General features: G+C 67.9%; 24 protein-coding genes. 7 read left to right on the top strand and 17 right to left on the bottom strand.

Annotated elements, in window-relative coordinates; genetic code table 11:
• Window positions 1-26: 26 nt before the first annotated feature.
• The 5 genes from ACLBYA_RS27395 to ACLBYA_RS27415 form a co-directional block, all read right to left on the bottom strand.
• The gene (locus ACLBYA_RS27395; RefSeq protein ID WP_447712616.1) at window positions 27-1247 is read right to left on the bottom strand and encodes a serine hydrolase domain-containing protein; all 1221 of its coding nucleotides are present in this window, start codon (window positions 1245-1247) and stop codon (window positions 27-29) included.
• A 47-nt stretch (window positions 1248-1294) separates the two neighbouring features.
• Entirely contained in the window at window positions 1295-1939 is a 645-nt protein-coding gene (locus ACLBYA_RS27400; protein ID WP_447712617.1) for a dihydrofolate reductase family protein, read from the bottom strand.
• A gap of 133 nt (window positions 1940-2072) precedes the next feature.
• Window positions 2073-2276, bottom strand: coding sequence for a cold-shock protein (locus tag ACLBYA_RS27405; protein ID WP_447712618.1), 204 nt, complete (start codon window positions 2274-2276; stop codon window positions 2073-2075).
• A 168-nt stretch (window positions 2277-2444) separates the two neighbouring features.
• Window positions 2445-2879 carry an SRPBCC family protein gene (locus ACLBYA_RS27410; protein ID WP_447712619.1) on the bottom strand — a complete coding sequence of 145 codons (435 nt, stop codon included), beginning with the start codon at window positions 2877-2879 and terminating at the stop codon, window positions 2445-2447.
• Window positions 2876-3208 carry an ArsR/SmtB family transcription factor gene (locus ACLBYA_RS27415; RefSeq protein WP_447712620.1) on the bottom strand — a complete coding sequence of 111 codons (333 nt, stop codon included), beginning with the start codon at window positions 3206-3208 and terminating at the stop codon, window positions 2876-2878. Before ACLBYA_RS27415 ends, ACLBYA_RS27410 begins: the two co-directional genes overlap by 4 nt.
• Window positions 3209-3289: 81 nt before the next feature.
• Here ACLBYA_RS27415 and ACLBYA_RS27420 point away from each other — a divergent pair, with 81 nt between their 5' ends.
• Both ACLBYA_RS27420 and ACLBYA_RS27425 read left to right on the top strand, forming a co-directional pair.
• Window positions 3290-3991 (top strand): DUF899 domain-containing protein, encoded by a 702-nt coding sequence (locus ACLBYA_RS27420; RefSeq protein ID WP_447712621.1) that lies wholly within the window; start codon window positions 3290-3292, stop codon window positions 3989-3991.
• A 10-nt stretch (window positions 3992-4001) separates the two neighbouring features.
• Window positions 4002-5456 (top strand): AMP-binding protein, encoded by a 1455-nt coding sequence (locus tag ACLBYA_RS27425; RefSeq protein WP_447712622.1) that lies wholly within the window; start codon window positions 4002-4004, stop codon window positions 5454-5456.
• Here ACLBYA_RS27425 and ACLBYA_RS27430 read toward each other — a convergent pair whose 3' ends face one another.
• The gene (locus tag ACLBYA_RS27430; protein ID WP_447712623.1) at window positions 5457-5819 is read right to left on the bottom strand and encodes a DUF188 domain-containing protein; all 363 of its coding nucleotides are present in this window, start codon (window positions 5817-5819) and stop codon (window positions 5457-5459) included. It lies immediately after the preceding gene.
• A 31-nt stretch (window positions 5820-5850) separates the two neighbouring features.
• On the opposite strand from ACLBYA_RS27430, the gene ACLBYA_RS27435 reads away from it, so the two are divergent.
• Both ACLBYA_RS27435 and ACLBYA_RS27440 read left to right on the top strand, forming a co-directional pair.
• The gene (locus ACLBYA_RS27435) at window positions 5851-8235 is read left to right on the top strand and encodes an ATP-binding cassette domain-containing protein (RefSeq protein ID WP_447712624.1); all 2385 of its coding nucleotides are present in this window, start codon (window positions 5851-5853) and stop codon (window positions 8233-8235) included.
• A gap of 23 nt (window positions 8236-8258) precedes the next feature.
• Complete coding sequence (locus tag ACLBYA_RS27440) at window positions 8259-8813, top strand: DUF4334 domain-containing protein (protein ID WP_447712625.1); 555 nt, start codon at window positions 8259-8261, stop codon at window positions 8811-8813.
• A gap of 7 nt (window positions 8814-8820) precedes the next feature.
• On the opposite strand, the gene ACLBYA_RS27445 is transcribed toward ACLBYA_RS27440, so the two are convergent.
• The 4 genes from ACLBYA_RS27445 to tpx all read right to left on the bottom strand — a co-directional run bounded on the left by ACLBYA_RS27445 (window position 8821) and on the right by tpx (window position 12112).
• Window positions 8821-9648, bottom strand: coding sequence for an SAM-dependent methyltransferase (locus ACLBYA_RS27445; protein ID WP_447712626.1), 828 nt, complete (start codon window positions 9646-9648; stop codon window positions 8821-8823).
• Window positions 9645-10691, bottom strand: a complete 1047-nt coding sequence (locus tag ACLBYA_RS27450; protein WP_447712627.1) for a M48 family metallopeptidase — start codon at window positions 10689-10691, stop codon at window positions 9645-9647. The genes ACLBYA_RS27445 and ACLBYA_RS27450 overlap by 4 nt, the downstream gene beginning before the upstream one ends.
• 46 nt (window positions 10692-10737) lie before the next feature.
• A complete protein-coding gene (gene ripD, locus ACLBYA_RS27455; RefSeq protein WP_447712628.1) occupies window positions 10738-11370 on the bottom strand; it encodes an NlpC/P60 family peptidoglycan-binding protein RipD in 633 nt (210 codons plus the stop codon).
• 247 nt (window positions 11371-11617) lie between these two features.
• Window positions 11618-12112 (bottom strand): thiol peroxidase, encoded by a 495-nt coding sequence (gene tpx, locus ACLBYA_RS27460; RefSeq protein WP_447712629.1) that lies wholly within the window; start codon window positions 12110-12112, stop codon window positions 11618-11620.
• Between the two features lie 50 nt (window positions 12113-12162).
• Here tpx and ACLBYA_RS27465 point away from each other — a divergent pair, with 50 nt between their 5' ends.
• Complete coding sequence (locus ACLBYA_RS27465) at window positions 12163-13056, top strand: aminoglycoside phosphotransferase family protein (protein ID WP_447712630.1); 894 nt, start codon at window positions 12163-12165, stop codon at window positions 13054-13056.
• Here ACLBYA_RS27465 and ACLBYA_RS27470 read toward each other — a convergent pair.
• The 3 genes from ACLBYA_RS27470 to ACLBYA_RS27480 are packed head-to-tail and all read right to left on the bottom strand — an operon-like array spanning window position 13053 to window position 16410.
• On the bottom strand, window positions 13053-14303 hold the full coding sequence (locus ACLBYA_RS27470; protein ID WP_447712631.1) for a cytochrome P450: 1251 nt from the start codon (window positions 14301-14303) through the stop codon (window positions 13053-13055). The two genes, ACLBYA_RS27465 and ACLBYA_RS27470, sit on opposite strands and share 4 nt — an antisense overlap.
• A 4-nt stretch (window positions 14304-14307) precedes the next feature.
• Window positions 14308-15234, bottom strand: coding sequence for an enolase C-terminal domain-like protein (locus ACLBYA_RS27475; protein ID WP_447712647.1), 927 nt, complete (start codon window positions 15232-15234; stop codon window positions 14308-14310).
• A gap of 21 nt (window positions 15235-15255) precedes the next feature.
• Complete coding sequence (locus ACLBYA_RS27480) at window positions 15256-16410, bottom strand: alkaline phosphatase family protein (RefSeq protein ID WP_447712632.1); 1155 nt, start codon at window positions 16408-16410, stop codon at window positions 15256-15258.
• Window positions 16411-16432: 22 nt separating this feature from the next.
• On the opposite strand from ACLBYA_RS27480, the gene ACLBYA_RS27485 reads away from it, so the two are divergent.
• Window positions 16433-17092 (top strand): MOSC domain-containing protein, encoded by a 660-nt coding sequence (locus ACLBYA_RS27485; RefSeq protein WP_447712633.1) that lies wholly within the window; start codon window positions 16433-16435, stop codon window positions 17090-17092.
• Window positions 17093-17213: 121 nt separating this feature from the next.
• Here the strand turns inward: ACLBYA_RS27485 and ACLBYA_RS27490 are convergent, their stop codons facing one another.
• The 4 genes from ACLBYA_RS27490 to ACLBYA_RS27505 all read right to left on the bottom strand — a co-directional run bounded on the left by ACLBYA_RS27490 (window position 17214) and on the right by ACLBYA_RS27505 (window position 21509).
• The gene (locus ACLBYA_RS27490) at window positions 17214-18521 is read right to left on the bottom strand and encodes a DUF222 domain-containing protein (RefSeq protein WP_447712634.1); all 1308 of its coding nucleotides are present in this window, start codon (window positions 18519-18521) and stop codon (window positions 17214-17216) included.
• A 244-nt stretch (window positions 18522-18765) separates the two neighbouring features.
• Window positions 18766-19476, bottom strand: a complete 711-nt coding sequence (locus ACLBYA_RS27495; RefSeq protein ID WP_447712635.1) for an Rv0518 family GDSL lipase — start codon at window positions 19474-19476, stop codon at window positions 18766-18768.
• Window positions 19477-19545: 69 nt separating this feature from the next.
• Window positions 19546-20733 carry an acyltransferase family protein gene (locus tag ACLBYA_RS27500; protein WP_447712636.1) on the bottom strand — a complete coding sequence of 396 codons (1188 nt, stop codon included), beginning with the start codon at window positions 20731-20733 and terminating at the stop codon, window positions 19546-19548.
• 176 nt (window positions 20734-20909) lie between these two features.
• The gene (locus ACLBYA_RS27505; RefSeq protein ID WP_447712637.1) at window positions 20910-21509 is read right to left on the bottom strand and encodes a hypothetical protein; all 600 of its coding nucleotides are present in this window, start codon (window positions 21507-21509) and stop codon (window positions 20910-20912) included.
• Between the two features lie 267 nt (window positions 21510-21776).
• On the opposite strand from ACLBYA_RS27505, the gene ACLBYA_RS27510 reads away from it, so the two are divergent.
• Window positions 21777-22053, top strand: a 277-nt coding sequence (locus tag ACLBYA_RS27510; RefSeq protein ID WP_447712638.1) for an MmpS family transport accessory protein, incomplete at its 3' end; no start/stop codon positions are given.

Below are 22053 nucleotides of genomic sequence, written 5' to 3' on the forward strand. Positions count from 1 at the left end.
GAAACATTGCCGAAACACCCCGGCGGCTATCCGGTGGTCAGGCCCAACCCCGGGTAGATCTGGTCCAGCACGGCCGGCAGCATCGCGTTCGCGGTGGTCCGGCCGTCCGGTGCCACCGTGAGGTTGGTCCAGATGACCAGCGTGACAGCGTTTTCCGGGTCATGGCCCATGAACGAATTGAAACCGGGCAATTCGCCGCCGTGGTAGAACATCGCCGCGTCCGGGCCGAACCGCTGATGGGCGATGCCGTAGCCGTACTGCTGGCCCTCGGGGTGGGCCGGGTCCTCCGGTTGCAGACCGGCCACCCACTGCCGGTGCGTCTCGGCGTCGAACACCGTCCCGGTGACCAAGGCCTCGATCCAGGTCGCCAGGTCGGCGGCGGTGGAGATCGCGCCGCCGGCAGCGATCGCATACGACGGGTTCTGGTGGGTGTAGTCGACGGGCGCCAGGGTGCCGGCCCGTGCGGCGTCGGCCATCTCGGCCGGATAGGGGTCATCGCGTAGCGCGTAGGCGGTGCCGCCGTACATGTAGCCATGCGCGTACGGAGCGGCGATCGTGGTGTCGTCGGGGCCGGGCAGCGAGGTCGCCGCCAGCCCCAGCGGGGCGAACAGTCGGCCGCGGAACTGCTCGGCAAGTGGTCGGCCACCCACCTGCTCGGCGACCAGTCCCAGCAGTGCGTAGTTGGTGTTGCTGTACTGGTAGTCCGACCCCGGCGGGAACTGCGACGGGTGCCGGTAGGCGATGGCCAGCACGTCGGCCGGGGTGTAGCGGCGCGCCGGATCGCGGTCCAGTTCCTCGGCCAGCGCGGGGTCGTCGGTGTAGCCGTACAGGCCGCTGCGCATCGCCAAAAGGTCTGCGATGGTGATGTTCTCACCATCCGGCACACCGTCGACGTAGCGGCTCACCGGATCGCCCAACGCCAGGCGGCCGTCCTGCACCAAGAGCATCGTCAGCGCGGCGGTCATCGTCTTGGTGTTGGAGGCGATGCGGAATCGGGTGACGGGTGTCGGTGTTAGCGATTCACCGCGCACCGTGGTGCCGACCGCCGTCTCGATGGTGCCGGCCGGGGTGCGCACCAACACCATCGCGCCGGGCACCAGCATCTCGGCCGCGGCCTCGGCCACCACCTGACGCAGGGCCGACGGGTCTATCACGCCGACGGTGGGTGGCTGCGCCTCGGCGGTGTATCCGGCGGTCGACAGCACCGCACATACCGCGGCGATCGCCATGCCTCGTAATGCCCACATCCGCACCACCGCCCCGGGTCAATCGTGAGCCTAGACCCGGGCTCGCCTCAGCGTCGCCAGAACAGATGGTGGGTGACCCCGCTCTGGCTGGGGACGATATCGAGGTGGTACCGGTCGAGGAGATCCTGCGGCCCGTTCCACAACCGTTCGCCATCGCCGAGATCCACCGGGGCGACGGCCACATGCAGGGTGTCCACCAGGTCGGCCGCCAGAAAATCGACCACGGTCTGGACGCCGCCGCCGAGCCGGACATCCTTGCCCGCTGCCGCCGCCCGCGCCTGCTCCAGTGCCACCGCCGGTTCGGCATCGATGAAATGGAAGGTGGTGTCCGACAGCGTGAACGACGGACGCGGATGGTGGGTCAGGACGAACACCGGGGTGTGGAACGGGGGCTCGTCACCCCACCAGCCCTGCCATTCGTGGTCGGTCCAGGGTCCGCGCTGCGGGCCGAACTTGTTGCGGCCCATGATCTCGGCCCCGATGTTGCGGGCGAAGTCCCTGGTGAAATAGTCGTCCAGGCCGAGGCTGCCGCCCGGATCGGTGCGGTTGGGCCAGTGCGCCGTCGCACCCGCCCAGGCGAACAGCTGTGCGGGATCGGCGTGACCGAACGGCCGGTCCAGACTCTGTCCGCGGCCGGTTCCGAAACCGTCCCGCGACACCATGAAATTCTGCACCCGCAGTAGCTGGGACATCTGTCTCCGATCAACCGGTCACCGATACTCCGATCAGACCACCGTCGACGCGGAAACTCATCGCGCATCCCGCCAGAACGCACGAAACCCGCCACGCCGGAGAGCGGCGTGGCGGGGTGTCGACCGGGACTGTCTAGATCGGGGTGACGGCGACAGCCTGGGGGCCCTTGGCGCCCTGCGTGACGTCGAACTTCACCCGCTGGTTCTCCTCCAGGTTGCGGAATCCGCTGGACTGGATCTCGGAGTAGTGCACGAACACATCTGCCGCGCCGCCGTCAGGAGCGATGAAGCCGAAGCCCTTTTCGCTGTTGAACCACTTGACGGTTCCTTCTGCCATGCTCTTACTTCTTTCTTCTTTTCGAAAATGGATGCGTCATGCAGCCACGTTGGGGAGCCGACCATTGTCGGCCGATTCGGGGAGGGAGTTGGGGGCGTCCGGGTCCAGACACATCGGACATGCATTCACAGGTATGCCGCGAACCTTACCTGGCTGGAGTGCCGCACCCTAATCGGCGATCGCGGCGGCGAGTTGTTCGACCGTCTGCAGCCAGCCGCTGTCGTAACTCTCGGACTCGTTCGCCGGCAGCAACGAGTGCTCGACCGACATCAGCGTTTCGTCATCACCGAGGGGCTCGAAGCTGACCGCGACGATGCTGACCCGGGTGGGATCTTCCCAATCGGAACTGGTCCAGGTGAACCGCAGCCGCCGCGGCCGGTCGATCTCCAGGAACTGCCCCGAGATCAGCACGGCGGCACCGGAGTCGTCGAGGTCGAGACGCAGCGCACCACCGATGCGCGGGTCGACGCTGACCGCTACGCAGTACACCGGTCGTGGACACATCCAGTCCCGCAACGCCTCCGGGTCGAGCCACTCGTCGAACACCGCGTCGGGCCCTGCGGGCATGATCCGCTGCACGCGGACGGTGGCGGTCTCGGTCATCGGGTGGCGGACTTCCGACGCAGCCGGGCGGCCAGCGCATCGGCCCGCGACGACCAGAACTCGGACTGCTGATCCATCCAACGCGCGGCCGCGGTCAGCCCGTCGGGCTCCAGAGACAACCAGTGCTCGCGTCCGCGCACCTCGCGGCGGACCAGACCTGCGGACTCCAGTACGCCGATGTGTCGGGAGACGCCGGCGAAAGTCATCGGCAGCGGCGCGGCCAGATCGGTGATCCGGGCGTCGCCGTCACGTAACGACTCCAGCAACCGCCGCCGGGTCGGGTCGGCAAGCGCCGCATAGACCCGGTCCAACACCTGATCTTCAACCATGTTGTTGACCTTAGCCGGTGCGGTGTGTTGTGCTCGAGCGGTAATCATTAAACGCATCAGTTGAATATTTGGGAGCCCAAGATGCATAAGCCACCGGTCGTCGACGCTGCGGCATGGACCGCGGCGCGCGACGAACTCCTGGTCAAGGAAAAGGAACTCACCAAGGCACGCGATGCCATGGCCGCGATGCGCCGGCGGATGCCGTGGACCGCGGTGCAGCAGTCCTACGAGTTCGACGGGCCCGACGATCGGGTCACCCTGGCCGACCTGTTCATGGGGCGGCGCCAACTGATCGTCTACCGCGCCTTCCTGGATCCCGACGTAGCGGGCTGGCCCGAACACGGTTGTGTCGGATGCTCGTTGATGGCCGATCACATCGGCAACCTCGGCCACCTCAACGCCCGGGACACCACCCTGGTCTACGTCTCGCGCGGCGAGCAGGCCGATATCGAGCGCATCAAGGCGCGGATGGGTTGGAGTCATCCGTGGTACACGATCGCCCCCGACAGCACCTTCGACGTCGACTTCGACGTCGACCAATGGCACGGCACCAATGCCTTCATCGCCGACGGTGACGACATCTACCGCACCTACTTCATCGACAACCGCGGCGACGAGGTGTTCGTCAATACGTTCGCCCTGCTGGATATGACCGCGCTCGGCCGCCAGGAAAACTGGGAGGACTCCCCCGAGGGTTATCCCCAGTCACCGCCCTATGAATGGTGGCGCTGGAACGACGCCTACGAACGACCCGCCGACGGCTGCGGGTCGTGTTCCGGCTGAGGCATCGGCGATGATCGCTCAGGTGAACTCTCCCCTGACGATCCCCGCTCTGCTGGCCCACCGGGTGCACTACAGCGGCCCGGACGACTATCTGGTCACCCCGTCCGGGCGGTTGTCCTACCAGCAGGCCGATGAGCATTCGGCCGTTCTCGCACGCCGGTTTCTCGGTGCCGGCGTCGGCAAGGGCACCCGCGTCGGGCTGTTCGTCCCGAACGGCGTGGAGTGGATCCAGTGGTGGTTGGCCTTGTCCCGGATCGGGGCCGTCGTGGTGCCGTTGAGCACACTCTATGCACCGGTCGAGGTGGCAAAGGTGTTGCGACTGGCCGATATCGGCGTGCTGATCGCGCCGCCGCGGGTGCTCACGATCGATGTCGAGGAACTGTTCGAGACGGCGCTACCCGGACTCGGCGGGCAGGACCGGTCCGCGATCGCGTTGCCGGCCGCACCGTATCTGCGACGCATCGTGCTCACCGGGGATACCGAGCGGCCGTGGGCGACGTCGCTCGACGAGCTGCCGGCCGCCGTGCCGGTCGAGGTGCTGGCTGCCGTCGAGGCCGAGGTGTCCCCCGCCGACCTGGCGATCATGGTGCACACCTCCGGATCCACCGCCGATCCCAAGGGTGTGCTGCACACCCATGGCACGCTGGTGCGGCAGACCTCGGGCTGGCCCGACGCGATCCGCGCCGTCACGCGGGGCGAGCGAAGCGACGGGGAATGTTCCGGGGTACCGGACCGGCCGCGGATCCTGTGCGCCATGCCGTTCTTCTGGATCGGCGGACTCCTGGCCGCGATGGGCGCGTTGCACGAGTCGATCACGCTGTTGGTGCTGCCCCGCCTGGAGCCCGCGACCGCGCTGGATCTGGTCGAGGCCGAACGCGCCACCGGACTGGTGGGCTGGCCGGCCTTCACCCAGCGACTGCGTGAACATCCGAGCTTCACCGAGCGCGACCTGAGCAGCGCCCCGACGCTGCGTGACGGCCCCCTCGACATCGCCATGACAAATGTTCCCGACGGATTCCCGGTGCACCGCACCATGTCCGAGACCGCCGGCGGGTTCGTGTGCACCGAGATGGCGATCGTCGACGAGGACGGTGCTCCGGTCGGCGAGGGTGCCGTCGGCGAGCTGTGGGTCCGCGGTGTCGGGGTGATGGCGGGCTACAACAAGCGCGAGCGGGCCGAGATCTTCGACGCCGACGGCTGGTATCACACCGGTGACCGGGTGTACCGCCGCGGGGTCGAGCACCCCGAGCGTGGCGAGGAGGTCTGTGCGGTCATCGTGCCGGCGGGTCAGTCGGTGAAGGTGGCCGGCCTGCGCGAGCAGACCCGGGCGCAGTTGTCGGCGTACAAGGTCCCGACCCGCTGGGTGCTCGCCGACGCTACTGACATCCCGACGCTGCCCAGCGGGAAGTTCGATCGAAAAGGGTTGCTGGCCAGGGTCGTCGACGGGTCGCTGGCGACGCTGTGATCAGTCGAGCAGAGCCCGGAATCCGCCCGCCGGGCGGGTGGCCGCGCCCGCCGCGTGCACCCGGGCGGCCAGCCCGGCATCCGAGGTCACCACGGTGATCGCGGCCGGATCCTCGGCGGCGGTCACCAGCGCGACGATTTCGTCGTCGGCGGAGTCCGGTGCGGCGGCCGGCGCACTGACGACGGTGATACTCGCCGAGGCGATCGGCAGCGGTTTCTCCAGCACCACGGTCACCTCGGCGCCCTCGGTGTCTGCCCAGCGTTCCAGTCGGTCGACCAGGGTTCGGATCGCACCGGTGCGGTCGCGCCACCATCCGTCGGGCCGGGAGCCGATCACGTTCATGGCATCGACGATGTAGCGCACCCCGGGAACGGTACGTGGCAGCATCGCAGGGGTGCACACAGCCGACAGTCATGACCTGATCCGAGTCACCGGGGCACGGGAGAACAATCTCAAGAACGTCGACATCGAACTGCCCAAGCGCAGGCTCACGGTGTTCACCGGGGTGTCCGGCTCGGGCAAGAGTTCGCTGGTGTTCGACACCATCGCCGCCGAATCCCAGCGCCTGATCAACGAGACGTACTCCGCGTTCGTGCAGGGCTTCATGCCGAACCTGGCCCGCCCCGAGGTTGATGTCCTGGAGGGCCTGACCACCGCGATCATCGTGGACCAGCAGCGGATGGGTGCCGACCCGCGCTCCACCGTGGGCACCGCCACCGACACCGGCGCGATGCTGCGAATCCTGTTCAGCCGCTTGGGCGAACCGCATATCGGCTCACCGCAGGCGTTTTCGTTCAACGTCGCCTCGATCAGCGGGGCCGGTGCGGTGACCTTCGACAAGGGCGGCCGCACGGTCAAGGAACGGCGTGATTTCAACATCGTCGGCGGTATGTGCCCGCGTTGCGAAGGCCGCGGTGCGGTCAACGATATCGATCTGACCGCCCTGTACGACGACACCAAATCGCTGAACGAGGGTGCACTGACGATCCCGGGTTTCAGCATGGAGGGCTGGTACGGGCGGATCTTCAACGGGTGCGGCTTCTTCGACCCGGACAAGCCGATCAACACGTTCACCAAGAAGGAACTGGACGCCCTGCTGCACAAGGAGGCGACCAAACTGAAGATCGACGGGGTGAACCTCACCTACCTGGGGTTGATCCCGCAGATCCAGAAGTCCTATCTGTCCAAGGATGTCGAGGCCATGCAGCCGCACGTCCGGGCCTTCGTCGAGCGTGCCGTGACGTTCACGACCTGCCCGGAGTGCGCCGGCACCCGGCTATCCGAGACGGCGCGGTCGGTGACGATCGACGGCACGGGCATCGCCGAGCTGTGCGCCATGCAGATCAGCGATCTGGCCACCTGGATCGCCGATCTGGCGGGTAAGCCGGCGGCGAAATCGGTGGCACCGCTGCTGGTCGCCCTCGGCGAGACCCTGGACTCGTTCGTCGAGATCGGGTTGGGCTACCTGTCGCTGGAACGTCCGGCGGGCACGCTGTCGGGCGGAGAAGCGCAGCGTGTCAAGATGATCCGCCATCTGGGGTCGGCGTTGACCGATGTGACCTACGTGTTCGACGAGCCCACCATCGGGTTGCACCCGCACGATATCGCCCGGATGAACGATCTGCTGTTGCAGTTGCGCGACAAGGGCAACACCGTCCTGGTGGTCGAGCACAAACCGGAGACCATCGCGATCGCCGACCACATCGTCGACCTCGGACCGGGCGCGGGCACCGCCGGCGGCGAGGTGGTGTTCGAGGGCACCGTCGCCGGTCTGCGCAAGAGCAAGACCGTCACTGGACGACACCTCGACGACCGCGCCGCGTTGAAGGACTCCGTGCGAAAGTCGAACGGAGCCCTGAAGATTCGCGGGGCGGGCACCCACAACCTGCAGGATGTGGACGTCGACATCCCGCTCGGCGTGCTGGTGGTCATCACCGGGGTCGCCGGGTCGGGCAAGAGCTCGTTGATCGACGGGTCGGTGGCCGGTCGCGACGGGGTGGTGTCGGTGGACCAGACCGCGATCCGCGGGTCGCGGCGCAGCAACCCGGCCACCTACACCGGGCTGCTGGAGCCCATCCGCAAGGCGTTCGCGAAGGCCAACGGTGTCAAACCGGCGTTGTTCAGTTCCAACTCCGAGGGCGCCTGCCCGGCCTGCAACGGCGCCGGGATCATCTACACCGAACTCGGCGTGATGGCCACCGTGGAGTCGACCTGCGAGGAATGCGAGGGCCGCCGTTTCCAGGCCGCGGTGCTCGAATACACCCTGGGCGGAAGCAATATCGCCGAAGTACTGGCCATGCCGGTCGCGGCGGCCGTCGAGCATTTCGGCACCGGGGAGTCCAAGGTCCCCGCCGCGCAGAAGATCCTCGGCCACCTGGCCGATGTCGGGCTGAGCTACCTGACGCTGGGCCAGCCGCTGACCACACTGTCCGGTGGTGAGCGGCAACGGCTCAAACTGGCGGCCCGGCTGTCCGACAAGGCCGCCGACGCCGGGACCTTGTTCATCCTGGACGAGCCGACGACGGGTCTGCACCTGGCCGATGTGGAGCAGTTGCTGGGCCTACTGGACCGACTGGTCGATGCGGGCCGATCGGTCGTCGTGATCGAGCACCATCAGGCGGTGATGGCACATGCCGACTGGATCATCGATCTGGGGCCCGGCGCGGGGCATGACGGCGGTCGCATCGTCTTCGAGGGCACCCCGCGTGATCTGGTCGCCGCCGCGGACACCGTGACCGGCAGGCATCTGGCGGGCTACACCGGCAATTTGAGAACTTGACACCTGTCAAGTAGGGTGGCGGCATGCTTGCCCAGGACGTCCTGACCACCGTGCCGACCACCACTGCCGCCGCGTTGGACGTGTTCGACGCGGCCCCCGCCGTGGAGCCGGAGTTCATGTTCGGTACCTGGCAGGGCGCCGAATTGCCGACCGCGCACCCGATGGACGGGTTGCTGGAGACCAGCGGGTGGTGGGGCAAACAGTTCGTCGACGCCGAGACGGTGCATCCGCTGCTGTTCCCGAAAGACGGCGGCACCGCGCTGTGGGCCCTGAACCCGGTACTGGCCTTCGGCGGGCTGGGGCTGGCCACCAAGGTGCCCGCGGTGCGCAATTTCTCGTTCGTGCAACCCATTTCGGCGTTGCGACCGGCGCTGCGCACCAAGTCGGCGAAGGCACGGCTGCGCACCACCCGGTACCGCGGCGTGGACAGCGCCACCATGATCTACGACAACCTGCCGATCAACGATGTCTTCCGCCAGATCGACGAGGAGACCGTGATCGGTGCCATGGACTACCGCGGGGCGAAGCGGCCGTACTTCTTCGTGCTGCGACGCAACAACTCGCTGCCCGTGGAGTAGTTCGCCGCTACTTGGTGGCCACCACGAAATAGCCGCGCGGCACCCCGGGAACCTCCAGCGGGACCGCCGCGGTGTTCCAGCGTCCCCACGCGTTGCCCGGCTCCGCGATATCGGTGACCACGGCCGACCAGCCGTGCCGCCCGGCGAGGTCACCCGGATCATCGGTGCCGAACAGCCACGGTGAACCCTGATCCGCCATCGCCGTCACAACGGGGGCCATGAATGGCGACTCCAGCAGAACCTTGCCCACCACCTCGTAAAGCAACGATGATCCGGCCGCCGAGAGCCGGTCGACGTGATCGAACAACCGGCGCACCGCCGCCTCGTCGAGATACTGCAGCAGCCCCTCCATCAGCCACACCGTGGGCATGTGCGCGTCGAAACCGGCCGCCGTCAAGGCCTCCGGCCAATCACCAGCCAGGTCCACACCGATGCCGACCCGTCGGCACCGCGGGCTCACCCCGTCGAGGAGCTCGGATTTGGCGGCCAGCACCGATTTCTGGTCGAGCTCGTAGACAACGGTGTCCGCCGGCCAGTCCAACCGGTAGGCCCGCGCGTCCATGCCCGCGGCGACCAGGACCACCTGCCGCGCCGACGTGGCGGCATGTGCCAGCGCCTCGTCCCAGAACCGGGTCCGCACCACGATCTGCACGACGGACTGCTCACCGGAGGCGGCCAACGACTCCTCCAGCGCGCGCCGACCGGTCTCGCCGGCCAGTCGCGCCGCGAAAGGATCCTCGAACAGCGCATCCGGGCGGGCCGACTCGCGGGCTCGGATCGCGGCGACCAGCAGGGCCGTGCGTGCGACGCCGTCGAGGGCCGGTTGCGCGCTCACCGCTCCCGCGCCCGCCACTCGGTGATCTTGCGGCCCAGGTTGTCTGCCGCCGTCGTCGCAGCCTGACCGACACCGTCGACCAGCCCGCCCAGACCGTCGCGGATCCCACGGATCAACGGATCGTCGGACTGATCGAATCCGTCCTTGTACTGCCGCGCAGCGGCACTGACATCCTCGGTCCAGCCGACCCTGTCGTCCTCGGAGCGGCGCGGATAGTTGCCGGCCAGAATGGCCCCGTACTCCCCGCTGTCCACCCAGTCGGTCAAAGCAGCCGCCCGCAGCACCGAGAACGGGTGCGTCTGCATCTCCAGGTTGAGCAGCTTGAGCACCCCGTCACGCAGGTCCCCGGACCGCTCGTACTCGCGGGCCTGCGCCAGAAACGCCTGCGAGTCGAGTTTGTCCAACCGGGCGCCACCGGCGAGCTTCATCTCCACCCGGATCGCCGCATCGAAATCCTGGGCGCACAGCAGGCCGGCACGATCACCCGAAAGTTCGGATTTGCGTTGCCATTCCATCAGCGCCGCGACGATCGCCCGCAGTGCCCAACCGCCCACCGGGATGACCCCGAAGGACTGGGCCAACCGCGTGAGGTGCATCAGCATCGTGCGGTACACCGCGTGACCGCTCAGGGCGTGGCCGAGTTCGTGGCCGACGACGACCCGCATTTCGTCATGTGTCAGCAGGTCGTAGAGCGCCGAGGTGACGACGATGAACGGTGTGTCCATCCCGATGCAGTAGGCGTTGACCTTCGGGTCCTGGGTCACGAACATCTCGGGCCGCACCGGCGCATCCAGCACCTGGACACACTCGTCGAGTAGGGCGTCCAGATCGGCGAACTGGCGTGGTCCGACCCGCGCCGAACTGGCCAGGTACAGCAACCGGTGCTGGCGTTCGCGCAGTATTCCGGAGATCAGCTTGAGCACCTGATCGAAGCCCCGCAGCCGGCGCAACGCCGTCAGGGCCGTCCGGTCGGCGGGATGCTCCCAGGCACGCGAACTGATATCCGGGAACTCGATACGGGTCGTGGCAGGTGTCTGCTCCACCCGAGTCACCTCCTCGTCAAAGGGTGACTCCAGCCTACGAGGCGACTCAGGCGATGATGCGCACCAGATACGGCGTCATGCTCGCCGTGCGCACCGGTGACACCGCCACACCCTTGTCGCCGGTCTCCAGCATCTGGCCGTTGCCGACGAACAGCGCCACGCTCTGGGTGCCCTCGGGGCCGAAGAAGATCAGGTCGCCGGGCAGCGCCTGGGCCGGCAGGACCTTCTGGCCGACCTTGTACATCTCGCCGGAGGATCGCGGCAGTTTAACGCCGACCCCGGCGAAGGCGTAGACGATGATGCCCGAGGCATCGAAGCCGACCACATTGGCCGCCGGGTCCGGCACGGTGGGCAGCGCGGGCACGGTCGGCACCGCCGCGGCGGGCGGCGCCAGGCCCGGGAAGTTCAGGCCGGGGACGCCGCCGGTCAGCGGGGCGGCCACCGGGTCGGTCAACGGGTCAGCCGGCGGAGTCTCGCGGACCACCCCGCGGGTGGGTCCGTTGGCGTCGCCGCCCCCGTAGGTGAACGGCACCCCGACCTGCGACACCGCCCGCTTGATGACGTAGTCGACCGCCTGCTGATTGCGGGCCGGCCGAGCGTTGAACGTGTCCGCGGAAGCAACACCCGGGCTCACCACGAGCACGACCAGGCCGAGCACCAGGGCAACGAAGCTTCTCATCGGGACGTCAACTCTTTCTGCGGGCGACTACTGCACGAACGTCGAATTGACGCTCGCCACAAGTATTTCTACCCACATCAACGCTCATTTCCCAATCCAGCTGCGGCACAACAGCAATGAGATACGGATCCGTAACCCAACGGTGACCCTGGAGACTGTTCGTGACCGTGTCGAGGCCGTCTCGAGGCCGAAAAAGCAAGCGGGGCCGGGGGGGATCACCCCCCCCGCCCCGCTGGGAATGTTCGGGTTACTGCAGCGCGGCCAGCGCGGCGTCGTAGTCGGGCTCCTGGGCGATCTCGGGAACCAGCTCGGTGTAGGCGACCTTGCCGTCGGCACCCACGACCACCACGGCACGACCCAGCAGGCCGGCGAACGGGCCGTCGACGAGAGTGATGCCGTAGTCCTCGCCGAAGCTGTCACGGAACGCCGACGCGGTCACGACGTTCTCGAGACCTTCGGCGCCGCAGAACCGCTTCTGCGCGAACGGCAGATCCTTGGACACATTGAGCACTGCGGCGCCGGTCGCGGCGGCACGCTCGTTGAAGGTCCGCACGCTGGTGGCACACACCGGGGTGTCCACCGACGGGAAGATGTTGATCAGGAGCGGCTTCCCGTTGTACTGGTCACTGCCGAGCGCAGCCAGGTCGGTGCCGGTCAGGCTGAACGACGGAGCAGACGCGCCGACAGCGGGCAGGTCACCGACGGTGTTGATGGGGTTTCCCTTGATCGTTATCTGTGCCATGGGACAAGTCTGTCACAGGGGCCGATGCGCGTCCGTGGCAGCATCGAGACGTGATCGTCCTGCCCGACGGGGTCGCCGCGATGGGCGCCCGCGGACCCGTATGGCAACGCTGGATCGAGGCCCTCCCGAAGCTGACCGATGCCATGGTGGCGGACTGGAGCCTGACCGTCGACGGCGCTCCGCTGCACGGATTCTGTTCGATCGTGCTGCCGGTGCGCACCGCCGAGCGGGTGCCGGCGATGTTGAAGATCGCCTTCCCCGACGACGAGTCCGAACACGAGCATCTGGCACTGCGTCGCTGGGACGGGGCGGGCACCGTACGTCTGCTGCGAGCCGAGCCGCACCGCCGGGCGCTGCTGCTGGAGCGCCTGCAGCAGCGCAACCTCAACCACGTCTGGGATATCGAGGCCTGTGAGATCGTGGCCGGCCTCTACGGGCGCATTCACGTCCCGGCCATGCCACGGCTACGACCGCTGGTCGGGTTCATCGAGAAATGGAACGCCGACCTGGCCGCGTTACCGCGCAGCGCGGCGCTCCCGCACCGCCTGGTGGAGCAGGCGCTCGGCCTGGGTGCTGATCTGGTGGCCGACCCGGCCAGCCGCGGCACCCTGATCCACGGCGACCTGCATTACGAGAATGTGCTGGCCGCCGAGCGGGAGCCGTGGCTGGTGATCGACCCCAAACCGATGGACGGGGACCCGCACTACGAGATCGCGCCGATGCTGTTCGACCGGTTCGACGAGCTGGCCGGCTATGTCCGCGAGGGGGTGCGCCGCCGGTTCTACACGCTGGTCGACGCCGCCGGCCTGGATGCCGACCGGGCACGCGCCTGGGTGATCGTGCGGATGATGCACGACGCGATGTGGGAGCTCACCGAAAATGAGGTCCCCGATACCCGGTATCTGACCACCTGCGTGGCGATCGCCAAGGCCGTCCAGGATTAGACGCTGACCGGAAGGGACAGCATGCCGCGCAACGTGACGTTCGGTTTGTACTGCGGTTCGCCGGCCAGTTCGGCGTTCGGGAATCGGGCGGTCACCGCGGAGAGCGCGATGGACGCCTCCAGCCGGACCAGCGGTGCGCCGAGGCAGAAATGCGCGCCGTGGCCGAAGCCCAGGTGCCGGATGACCCGGCGGTCCGGGTCGAACACATCCGGATTCTCGTTGGCCGCCGGATCGCGATGTGCGGCGGCCAACAGCACGATCATGGTGTCGCCCTTGGGGATCCGGGTCTCCCCCAGCGTGATGTCCTCGGCGGCTACCCTCCCCAGCAGCTGCGCCGCCGGATCGAAGCGCAGTGTCTCCTCGATGACCCGCAGCGCGCGGTTCGGGTCCGCACCCAGGGCGGCCCACTGCTTCTTGTCGCGCAACATCGCCAGCACCGCGGTCGCCATCATGCTCACCGTGGATTCATGCCCGGCGATCAGCAGCAGATTGCAGGTCGAGATGATCTCGTCCTCGGTCAGCTGATCCCCGGATTCCTCGACGGCGATGAGCGCCGAGATCAGGTCGTCGCCGGGGTTGCGGCGGCGGCTGGCGATCAGGTCGCGGAAGTAGGTGCGCAGCCATTTCCCGGCCTCGATGCGGTCGGTGAACCCCTCGGGCACCTCGCCGGTGGCGCTCAGGAACGGGTCGACCGTCTGCGCCAGCAGCGTGGAGGCAATGCCGAACTTCGGTTCGTCCTCGACCGGCACACCCAGCAGTCGGCAGATCACCGCGACGGCGATCGGATAGGCCAGACCGGAGACGGCGTCGAACTCGCCGCGCTCCTGCGCGGTGTCCAGCAAACTGTCGACGGTGGCCACGATCTCGCCGCGGAGTTCGTTGATGACCCGCGGCGCGAACGCCTTGGCCACCAGCTTGCGCAGCCGGGTGTGGTCGGGCGGATCCAGGAACAGAAAGGCCGGGGTGCGCCGCTTGTCGACCAGGCCGGCCAGCCCGAACGGTCGCGGCTGCTCCCCCGCGGCGATCTGGCGCTGGGCGATCGCCGACTTCATCCGGTCACTCGCCGATGCCGGATGACGCAGCGCCCCATAGCAGTCGTCAAACGATGTCAGCACCGTCAGGCTGATCTCCGGCAGGTGCAACGGACCGTATTCGCGCAGTTCGCGGTAGACCGGGTAGGGGTCGACCCGGTTTGCCGGAGACAGCGCCCGGCCGAGCAGAACCTGCGGTGTGGACACGGAGGTCATACGTTCATTGTGCAATTGCGGTCCGCAGCCGTCTCCGCCACCACCGAATTCGGTCCGGATCTGTCTGTGTGTACCGATCCAGGAGTTCGCTGGACGGCGCCGCCGACATCGGTGCAACCGGCAATGTCCCGTCCGTCGGGACCAGCGTCCGCGACGCTCCCACCAGGTCGGCCGCCAGCGCGCTGCCGGCGGCCAACGCGCAGGCATACCGCAGCTCGGGAAGGGCACCGGCCAGCGCGACACCGACTGCGGCGCCCACGCTGGTCTGGGTTCCGGAGGTGACCACACACGGCAGCCCGACCTTCTCCGCGACGCGCAGCGCACGGCGGGCGCCGCCGAGCACCCCGCAGTGCAGGATGGCGATATCGGCGGCGGCCGACAGGTCAGCGCCCGGCCTCGCATCGACCGCGATGGGCACGGCAACGGCCCTGCGGACGGCGGCCATCTGATCGAGATCCCGGCACGGGTTCGCGACGAACTCCAGGCCCCCCGCGGCACGGTCCAGCGCCGCGATCGCCTCGATCGCCGTCTCGGGCGCCCACGACCCTCGTGCGTCGATGCGGATGGCACCGTCCGGGCCGAGGGCGGCGCGGACGGCTTCGATGCGGGCGATGTCCTCTGTGATCGGCACGCCACCCACCCGGACCGCCGCCGTGTGGCATCCCGATTGCGTCGTCGCGTCGTGTGCGGTCTGCGGGCCGGCGGCGGTGACCTCCACGACGACCGGGACGCGGCCGCGGACCGCATCGGGCCAGCCGACAGTGCCGGCCTCGGTGGCCGCGGTGAGCCACCGGCCGAGTTCGCCGTCGGGGCATTCCGGTGGCGGGCTGAATTCGCCCCAGCCCTGCGGGCCCTCGAGCAGGATCCCCTCGTGTACACCGCCACCGCGCAGCGGAACGGCGAACACCGGGGCGGTGTCCAGATCGATCATGGTCTGCACAAGCAGTGGACGCTAGCCGACCTCGCCACGAAACGTGTACAACGGCACCAGCATTTCCGCGGCGGTCAGCGAACCGTGATGGCCGATCAGGTTGGACTGCAGTGGTTCGGCGGCCGAGCGAATCACCGACCGCTCGGTGTTGGCCACCACGACGATATCGCCGATCCGCGACGCGGCGGTGTCCCTGATGACCGGGCCGAACCAGCCCGCCGCGGTGACGTCGTCGCGGGTCTGCACCGTGAAGTCCGGGCCGAGCGCCTCGCGCCAGGCGGCCGCCACCTCCGCGGTCGCCCCGGGTTCGACGTACACGTGCCGGGCACGCGGCTCACCGCCCACGGTGCGCACGCCGGCCTGTAGATCCGGTGTGGTGTCGAAGTCCACCGGATCGGCGACCTGCACCATGCCGTGGTCGGCGGTGACGATCAGCGCGGCGCCGGCCGGCAGCCGTTCGGCGATCAGCCGGACCGCCAGGTCGATCTGCTGCAGTTCCAGCGCCCACGACTCCGAATTCGGGCCCCGCACATGCCCGGTCATGTCCAGGTCACCGTGATAGGCGTAGACCAGCGTCCGGTCCCCGGCTGCCAGCGCGGTCAGCACCCCGTCCACCAGGTCCCCGGTCGAGAAGCTGGGCCGGAACTCGCCCCCGCGCAGCGCCGCCCGGGTCAGCCCCGAGCCGGCCTGATACATCGGCGCCACCTGCGTCACGACGACACCGTCGGCGGCGGCCCGTTCGAACGCCGTCCCGGCCGGCTGGAATTGCTCGGGCACAAGCTCTTTGAGCAGATCGACCTTGGGCCCCTCACCCATCAGTCCCCACTTCAGTGGGTTCATCAGCCGGTCATGGCCCGGTACGGCCAGCAGGTAGCCGACCAGTCCGTGTTCACCGGACGGCATCCCGGTACCGAGCGAGGCCAGGCTGGCGACCGTGGTGCTGGGAAAACCTGCCGTCAGCGATCGACCCGACTGACCCGCGAGCAGTGGTGCCACGTCGCCGCGTGCCGCCACCAGTTCGGCACCCATCCCGTCCACCAGCAGGACGGCCACCCGACGCACACCGTCCAGACCCAGACCCACCCGATCGGTCTCCCCCTCGACACCCAGCACCGCGAGTACCGACGGGATCAGATCGGCCAGGGCACCGTCGCCGTAGCGGGGAGTGACGAACATGCAGCCAGACTAGGCTTGGCTCATGTCGAGTGTGCTGACGGTCAACATCGCCCATCCCATGACCAATCCGGACACCAAGAAGAAGCCGACCGGGATCGACAAGCGTCCTACCGATGAGCCCGTCGGTGTGCGCGCACCCGGCCCGATGCAGGGCGGACTGGGCAGCGGGCTGATCGGCGACCTGGTCAGTGAGCAGAAGCACCACGGCGGCGACGATCAGGCCGTCTACGCCTATGCCCGTGAGGATCTCGACGACTGGGAACGTGAACTCGGCCGCTCGATCGGCAACGGCGCGTTCGGCGAGAACCTGACGACCGCCGGCGTCGACGTCACCAATGCACTCGTCGGCGAGCGCTGGCACATCGGGTCGGACGGCCTGATCCTGGAGGTGACCCGTCCGCGGACGCCGTGCCGGACCTTCTCGGCGTGGCTGGAGATCGACGGCTGGATCAAGACCTTCACCCGGCAGGCCGTGCCGGGCGCCTATCTCCGGGTGATCTCGGCCGGCACCGTTCGCACCGGCGACACCATCGAGGTCGTCGAACGCCCGGACCACGATGTGACGATCGGCATGGTGTTCCGCGCGATGATGACCGAACCCGCGTTGTGGCCCGAGCTCCTGGCCGCCGACGCGCTTCCCGAGCCGTTGAAGGAGAAGGCTCGCAAGCACCGGGTGTCCTGAGCCGCCGAACCGGCCGCAGTTGGGCTGTCCGCCAACACAATCTGTGCCGGATCAGCGACTCAGGACACTGAAGGCCCCGCATTTCACTGTTGAGTTGTCAAGGTGCTATTGAGCTTTGGGGTTATGCAGCGGTAGGTAGATCTGTCATGGTTCTTCGGGCGTGTGATCGCAGATGCTCTGTTTCGGGTCCTGCCGGGTCGTGGGGTGGGATGAACCACGGGTGGCGGTCGGGGCCGAGGTAGACCTGCCACCCGCTGTGGTGGATGAGGGTGTGGTGCATCCGGCATAACAACACTCCGCCGTCCAGGCTGGTGGTGCCGCCTTGGCTCCACGGGATGATGTGGTGGGCATCGCACCAGGACCCGGGTCGCCCACACCCCGGGAACGCACACCCGCCATCCCGGATCCCCAAGGCTTTACGGATGTACGGCGGGAACAGGCGTTCACTGCGCCCCACATCCAAAGGGACATGATGGTGGTCGACGACCACCGAGCTCAGCGTGCTGTCACACGCGATCAGATCCGCGGTCGCCGCACTGACCGGGCCGGTGAACCCCAGTGCGTCCACGGCACCAACCTGGGCCGGGCGGATCAGGGTCACGTGCGGGAGTACCCCGCCGGACATGGGCCGGTCCGAGTGCGACAGGTAGGTGTGCACGATCTGGCCCATCGCATCCGCTCGGCGCCGCCCCGCCGGTCGGGGGTCTGGGGAGCCGTCCGGCAGCGGCACCGGGCGACACAGCGGATCCAACGCCGCGAGCAGCGCTTCTGCCGTCAGCGCGTCCAGGTCCATGGTCGCGGTGGTGCGGCCTTCGGCGTTCTGCACCAGGGCCATGTCGTTGAGGGCGGTGTCCTCGGCCACCGGGACTTTTCGCTCCTCGGGTGGTTGTTTCGCGGTGCGATCAATCGCGATCGCCCGCGCCTTGTCCTTCACCTGCGCCGGGGTGGTCTTGACCATCAACTTCGTGACAACCGCCGCCTGATCGGCCTCGGACAACGGCACTCGGCTGTGGATGTGGGCGACCCCGAGCACGACGGCGTCGGCGAACTCGATCCCCACCCCACCCAGGCGTAGCGCCCGCGTCAACGCCGCCAGATCCGGTGCCGCCCGCCCGACCCGCGCCGCCCGGTACGCCGCACCAGGCGACATCCCGATCGCGGTGAGCAGATCAGACCCCGACTTCAGGCGCTTGCGCGCCGGCACCCCCAACCGCTCGGCCGCGGCCACCGCGGACGCGATCACAAAGTCGAACACATTCCGCGCCGTCACCGCAGCCACCAACACCGACAGAACCGCCGGCTCATCCACCACCCGCGGACACTCCAACAGATGGAACAACGTCCGCCCCACATCCGCATCCGGCGCAGGAGACGGCGTGAGATCGTCGATCAACGCATTCAGAAAAGACTCAAGACAAGCGGCGTCCATCGCGGGACCCACCTTCCCCACCAGGCCATCACAACCCGATCCAGCCAGCACCGCCCAACCGCCCCGACGGGTACGGTCGAACCTTGTCGACGACCGACGTCGCCGGCGCGTGCTCACCGAACCGGGAGCAATAGCAATTCGAACTTGTGTTCGATTCTATGTTCGAACACAAGCGCTGGCAAGGGAAATGCTTAAGAAATTCCTGAGTGTTTCGGCGGGCAGCGAACGCCGCGAAAGCTGGGGACTACCGACTCGGCGTCAACTGTGCACCCATCAACCGCGCAATCTTCTCGGCCAGGTACTGGTGGCCGGCATCGGTCGGATGCACACCGTCGGCAGCGATCAGGTCCGGCCGCCCGACGAACCAGCGCTCTTCGAGCGGGTCGACGAACCGCGCCCCCGACGAACGCGCCACCGATGCCAGCGCGTCCCGGATGCGCAGGATCGACACCGGCACATCAGCGGCGGGCCACGGCGGTCCGATGACGAGCAGACGGGCATTGGGCGCGATGACGCGCACCAGATCGAACGCGCCGCGGGCCTGGTTGACCACCTCGGTGACGTCGACGGGCTGGTCGTTGCGAGACCCGAAGAACACCACCAATCGGTCGTCGGGCCGCACCGCGCGGGTGGTCAGGTCCCAGAACAGGCTGCCTCGGTCACCGCGCACGCCGTACCCGGCGCGCCCCTCGGCCGCCACATCGGGCACCACCGGGCGGCCCTGACCCGCCAGGATGTCCCACGCCCGCGCCGGCCAGCCGGCCGCACCGAGACCGCCCCAGTCGGTGCCGTTGGTATAGGAATCGCCGATCACTGCCACCCTGCTCAGCGGCGTGTCGATGGTGAGCGGCCGCACCCGGCCGGGATGCGCGGGAACGACCGCAACCACCAACGCCACGGCAACCACAGCCACCACCAGGTGCGCGAACCGTCGCACCAGATCATGCATGCTCATCGGGCGTCAGCCTACTCTAGGAAAGGGGCGAGATACTGTGCGGCGCAGTGCTATTGAGATATCCGCGACTCAGGCTGACAACCTGGTGTCAGGTTGGTCGGAGTCGACCCGGCGCACCCTGGGCACGGAACGGGGCGGACCGACCATCTGGCGCATCCAGTGCCGGGCCGGTTCCTCGACGGCGTGATAGAGGAGGACCGACGCCGCGAGCGTTACCGCGAACACCGCGACCAGCCACCAGACTCCCCCGGGCGCGGCCATGGTCAGCTCGAATTGCTTTGCCGCCCAGATCCACGCGGTGTGCACGAGTTCGTGGACCATATAGAGGCTGAACGAGATCTGCCCGCCGTAGACCAGCACCCGCGCGGACAGCAGCCGCGGCAGCGTGCCCGCGCCGATGGAAAGCGTCACCACCAGGGGCACGAACAACAGATCGACCACCCCGCCACTGTCGATCACATCAGGGATCGGATGCGCGTCCAGCCAGTACAGGCTTCCCACAATCGTGGCGGCCAGGACAATCGATGCGACACCCGCCGCGGTGCGGGCGCGGTCGCTGGGATGCAGTCTGCGAACCGCCGCGCAGGCGATGACGCCCGCGGTGAACTGCATCAGGATGCGCGGCAGCCAGCTCCACGGCGTGTAGAACTGCCCGCTGGCCAACAGGAACATGACCGGCGGCAGGGTCGCCGCGAAGGACAACAGCAGCAGGCTGCGCGCCCGGGTGGCCGAGGCCAGCCGGAAGACAACGAGCGCCAGGAAACCGAAAATCAGATAGGCGAGCCACTCCGCGCTGATCGACCAGGCAGGTCCGTCCCAGCTCGAACCGTCGAAGTACGGCTGGTACCACAGCTGCACCAGGAACAGCTGGCGGATGTAGCTGGTGGCGGTCAACGTGTCGGCGACCTCGGAGGGAAACCGCCCGACGTAGAGCGTGAAGATGATCCACAGGGCGGCCAGGTGCAGCGTGACCAGGTAGACGGGCCACACCCGGGCCAGGCGCATCCACAGGAAGTGCAGGGTGTCCCGGGTCGACCACGTCGGCCCCATCCGGTCCAGATAGTTCCAGGCGAGCACGAACCCGCTGAGGATGAAGAACAGGTCGACACCTTGGGCGCCGCTGTTGAGTGCCGGGGCCAACGCCTCGGTGACGCCGGGCGCCGCTTCGTAGAGCATCGGCCGGAAGTGGAACAGCACCACCCAGATGGCGGCGAAGAGGCGAAGTCCCGTGAGGGCCTTTATCTCTCCGCTGCGCACAACACTCTTTCCGCGTTCCGATTACGTCTGCGCTCCGACGCGCACCAGCGGGCGGTTACGTCCGGGATCAGACAACCCCGTCACCCCGGCTCGCCCACCCACAGACTCCCGGCCGGTCACCGAAGGATAACAGCGCCGACGACCGGCGTCGGGGAAGCCGGAAGCGTCTGTCGCCGCTACGGCGTCGGTGAAGCGGGCGGTGCCGCGGGTGCGGGCGGCGGCTGATTCGCCTCGAATTGCTGGGCATTACGGTTCAGCGCGTCGAGAAAACCGCGCACCTGCAGCCCGGCCAACAACGGACCCATGCCCGGGGCCGGCGGCGGCTGATTGGTCAGCGTCCAGGTCTGGCACTCGGTGGTCTTGAACGAGCCGTCGGTCGGCAGGATCTGCACCACCTGCGGCTGTTTGGTGAACGCCCGGTCCAGCGTCTCTCCCTGCTCGGCACCCCCGATGGGAGCGGCCATCCGCCGCCACGAGCAGGTGCCCTCCGGGAACGGCCCGGCCGACGCGTACACACCCGGCACGATGTCGACGCCGACGGTGTACGTCCCGTCCTTGTCGATGACGCTGACCGGCGCGGCAGGCGGTGCCGCCGGGTCGGCCGCGGGTGCCGGCGGGTCGGCCGCGGGTGCCGGCGGACCGGCAGGTGCCGGCGGACCGGGAGGTGCCGGCGAGGGCGACGGAACGGGTGCCGGCTCGGCCCCAGCCACACCGGCGGACCCGCAAACTGCCAGCGTCAACGCGACGGCAGCCACCGCCGGAAATCTGAACGGCATGTATCCAGAGTAAGCGCGCGGCAACCATGCCCGGAAACGGCCGAAGATCATCGCGGCACCAATTCCGCGTGAAACTGCTGGTAGAGCCCACGCCGCAGGTGCTCGTGATCCTCGTGACAGTTGACGACAAACCCGGAAGACGTAACACAGTTATATGAGCTAAGCTCCTATTTACCTTAGCTAAGTGTGGCGACGGTAACAGTTCCCCAGCGCGACCGTTCGGGTCACGCCGGGGTGAGACAACACGGTGGGGGATCTCGATTCTCGATGGCGACTCTGAAGCGGATCTGGATCCCGCTGATCATTGTGGCGGTGGTACTGGTGAGTACGTTCACGGTGCTGCGGGTGCGTACGTTCTTCGGGACAGGCCCGGGTTACATCTCCACCGAGAACAGTGCCGCCGACGACACCGAGCCGTTCGACCCCAAGGTGGTCAAGTACGAGATCTGGGGTGAGCCGGGCGCCACGGCGAACGTCAACTACATGGATCTGGATGCCAAGCCGGTGCGTGCGGACAATGTGACGCTGCCCTGGGAGATCACGC

The organism is Mycobacterium sp. C31M (assembly GCF_053345865.1).

Excerpts from the sequence above, each read along its gene's own strand:
- ACLBYA_RS27395 (WP_447712616.1), bottom strand. The coding sequence starts at position 1,247 with ATGTGGGCATTACGAGGCATGGCGATCGCCGCGGTATGTGCGGTGCTG.
- ACLBYA_RS27400 (WP_447712617.1), bottom strand. The coding sequence starts at position 1,939 with ATGTCCCAGCTACTGCGGGTGCAGAATTTCATGGTGTCGCGGGACGGT.
- ACLBYA_RS27405 (WP_447712618.1), bottom strand. The coding sequence starts at position 2,276 with ATGGCAGAAGGAACCGTCAAGTGGTTCAACAGCGAAAAGGGCTTCGGC.
- ACLBYA_RS27410 (WP_447712619.1), bottom strand. The coding sequence starts at position 2,879 with ATGACCGAGACCGCCACCGTCCGCGTGCAGCGGATCATGCCCGCAGGG.
- ACLBYA_RS27415 (WP_447712620.1), bottom strand. The coding sequence starts at position 3,208 with ATGGTTGAAGATCAGGTGTTGGACCGGGTCTATGCGGCGCTTGCCGAC.
- ACLBYA_RS27420 (WP_447712621.1), top strand. The coding sequence starts at position 3,290 with ATGCATAAGCCACCGGTCGTCGACGCTGCGGCATGGACCGCGGCGCGC.
- ACLBYA_RS27425 (WP_447712622.1), top strand. The coding sequence starts at position 4,002 with ATGATCGCTCAGGTGAACTCTCCCCTGACGATCCCCGCTCTGCTGGCC.
- ACLBYA_RS27440 (WP_447712625.1), top strand. The coding sequence starts at position 8,259 with ATGCTTGCCCAGGACGTCCTGACCACCGTGCCGACCACCACTGCCGCC.
- ripD (WP_447712628.1), bottom strand. The coding sequence starts at position 11,370 with ATGAGAAGCTTCGTTGCCCTGGTGCTCGGCCTGGTCGTGCTCGTGGTG.
- tpx (WP_447712629.1), bottom strand. The coding sequence starts at position 12,112 with ATGGCACAGATAACGATCAAGGGAAACCCCATCAACACCGTCGGTGAC.
- ACLBYA_RS27470 (WP_447712631.1), bottom strand. The coding sequence starts at position 14,303 with ATGACCTCCGTGTCCACACCGCAGGTTCTGCTCGGCCGGGCGCTGTCT.
- ACLBYA_RS27475 (WP_447712647.1), bottom strand. The coding sequence starts at position 15,234 with ATGATCGATCTGGACACCGCCCCGGTGTTCGCCGTTCCGCTGCGCGGT.
- ACLBYA_RS27480 (WP_447712632.1), bottom strand. The coding sequence starts at position 16,410 with ATGTTCGTCACTCCCCGCTACGGCGACGGTGCCCTGGCCGATCTGATC.
- ACLBYA_RS27485 (WP_447712633.1), top strand. The coding sequence starts at position 16,433 with ATGTCGAGTGTGCTGACGGTCAACATCGCCCATCCCATGACCAATCCG.
- ACLBYA_RS27490 (WP_447712634.1), bottom strand. The coding sequence starts at position 18,521 with ATGGACGCCGCTTGTCTTGAGTCTTTTCTGAATGCGTTGATCGACGAT.
- ACLBYA_RS27495 (WP_447712635.1), bottom strand. The coding sequence starts at position 19,476 with ATGAGCATGCATGATCTGGTGCGACGGTTCGCGCACCTGGTGGTGGCT.
- ACLBYA_RS27505 (WP_447712637.1), bottom strand. The coding sequence starts at position 21,509 with ATGCCGTTCAGATTTCCGGCGGTGGCTGCCGTCGCGTTGACGCTGGCA.